Below are 2,155 nucleotides of genomic sequence, written 5' to 3' on the forward strand. Positions count from 1 at the left end.
GCCAGCTCGACAGGCTCAGTTCGATAACGGCGATCAGCGTGCCGTCCGGGTCGAGGGGGCTCGGGGATCGGCTCAGATCGTTCAATTTCTGCATGGGGCGCTCCATCGGTTCACATCAGCAACGATGGATGCAATATCCTCGCCGCCGCCCCATAGCATCTCCCTTGGAGGTTTGCGGACGCCGGGCCCGGTGTGCGCCGAGCCACCGTCATGGGGCCGGCATCCGAAAACCTTCACAGAAGGCGAAATGCCAGGCTTCGATGTGCAAGTCTGCTTTACCCGCTAAAGCGGACCTCTCGAAATTGACGAGTCCGCCCTAACCCGCCCGCGCCGCGCGCCGTAGCGCCTGCGGTGGCTGGCCGAAGGCGCGGATGAAGGCGCGGCGCATTCGCTCGGGGTCGCGGAAACCGGTCGCCTCGGCAACGAGCTCGATCGCCTCGCGCGACGACTGCACGCGCTCGCGCGCGACCTCGATCCGCAGCCGCTCGATCGCCTTGGACGGCGTCGTGCCGGTTTCCGCGGCAAAAGCTCGGGCAAAATGCCGCGCGCTCATGCCGGCGCGATCGGCGAGATCTTCCACGGTCAGCGGCGCATCGAGATTTTCCCGCGCCCATGACAGCAGCGCACCGAAACGCCCGTTCGGCGTCTTCAATTCCAGCAGCGAGGAGAACTGCGACTGGCCGCCGCTGCGGCGATGATAGAGCACCAGCTGGCGCGCGGTCTGCTGCGCGATCTCCTCACCATGGTCCTCCGTGACCATCGCGAGCGCGAGGTCGATTCCGGCCGTGATGCCCGCGGACGTCCACACATTGCCGTCGCGGGTGAAAATCTGGTCCGGCTCGAACTTCACCTTTGGATAGCGCGCGACGAAATCGCGCGTGCGGCCCCAATGCGTGGTGGCGCGGCGGCCGTCGAGCAGGCCAGCCTCGGCCAGCACATAGGCTCCCGAACAGACGCTGGCGACCCGTACGCCGCGGCGTGCCAGCCGCTGCACGAAGGCGCGCGTGACTTCGCAGCGCGCCGCGTCCGTGACGCCCATGCCGCCCGCCACGATCAGCGTGGTGATCGCATTCGCCGACTTGAGATCGCGCGCCATCATCTCGACGCCGGACGAGCTGCGCACCGGTCCCGCGTTCACCGCCAGCACGCGGATCGCAGGCGCCTTGCCGATGCAGCGCGCCGCAATCTCGAACACCGAGATCGGGCCGGCCGCATCGAGCAACTGGAAATCCGGAAAGATCAGGATGCCTATCATGGTCATGTCCGAAATTGAGGGAATTACGCCATTTTGGACGGGAGGGCATCATGCCACCCTGACGGCGTCAAGCTCAGAATTGAGGGATCTTTCGATGTCGTCACCGCTCCAGATCGGTCTTTTGGTGTTTCCGCGCGTCACCCAGCTCGACTTCACGGGTCCGTTGCAGGTGTTCTCTTCCGTGCCCGGCGCAAAACTGCACCTGATCTGGAAGCGGATCGAGCCGGTGCCGAGCGATTCCGTGCTGACGCTGACGCCGACCACGACCTTCGCCGACTGCCCGCAGCTGGATGTGATCTGCGTGCCCGGTGGCGGCGGCACCAATGACCTGCTCAACGACGAGGAGGTGCTGGGTTTCCTGCGCAGCCAGGCCGAAGGCGCCAAGTACGTCACCTCGGTCTGCACGGGATCGCTGGCGCTGGGCGCCGCGGGCCTGTTGAAGGGCTACCGCGCCGCGACCCATTGGAGCGCGATGGAGATGCTCAGGCAATTCGGCGCGACGCCGACCAAGACCCGCGTCTGCATCGATCGCAACCGCATCACCGGCGGCGGCGTCACGGCAGGAATCGATTTCGCGCTGACGCTGGTATCGATCCTGATCGACCGCACCACGGCGGAAGCGATCCAGCTTCAGCTCGAATACAATCCGGCTCCGCCATTCAATTCAGGCTCGCCTGAGACAGCGCCGGCCGAGGTGCTGGCCTTGCTCAGGGAGCGCGGCGCGCAAAACCAGGCTCGCCGCCTCGAAGCCGTCAAGCGCGCGGCTGCGCGGGTGCTTTAGCGAGCCACAAATCGGCATAAGGGGCGACCTTGTGGGTCGCTCCCCTGCCACACCACCCGGCATGCGGGTCCGCACCGGGCGGTTCGAGAAGTTGAGGTCATGAGAGCCGGGGCAGTCCC

At 66.0% G+C, this 2,155-nt stretch carries 2 protein-coding genes; one reads left to right on the forward strand and one right to left on the reverse strand.

Features of this window, described 5'->3' with window-relative positions; translation table 11 throughout:
- Positions 1-316: 316 nt before the first annotated feature.
- Positions 317-1,255 carry a GlxA family transcriptional regulator gene (locus tag IVA82_RS42115; protein WP_247389132.1) on the reverse strand — a complete coding sequence of 313 codons (939 nt, stop codon included), beginning with the start codon at positions 1,253-1,255 and terminating at the stop codon, positions 317-319.
- Positions 1,256-1,349: 94 nt separating this feature from the next.
- Here IVA82_RS42115 and IVA82_RS42120 point away from each other — a divergent pair, with 94 nt between their 5' ends.
- Positions 1,350-2,036, forward strand: a complete 687-nt coding sequence (locus IVA82_RS42120) for a DJ-1/PfpI family protein (protein ID WP_247389133.1) — start codon at positions 1,350-1,352, stop codon at positions 2,034-2,036.
- Positions 2,037-2,155 lie beyond the last annotated feature (119 nt).

Source organism: Bradyrhizobium sp. 142, from assembly GCF_023074015.1.
Taxonomy (GTDB): Bacteria; Pseudomonadota; Alphaproteobacteria; order Rhizobiales; family Xanthobacteraceae; genus Bradyrhizobium.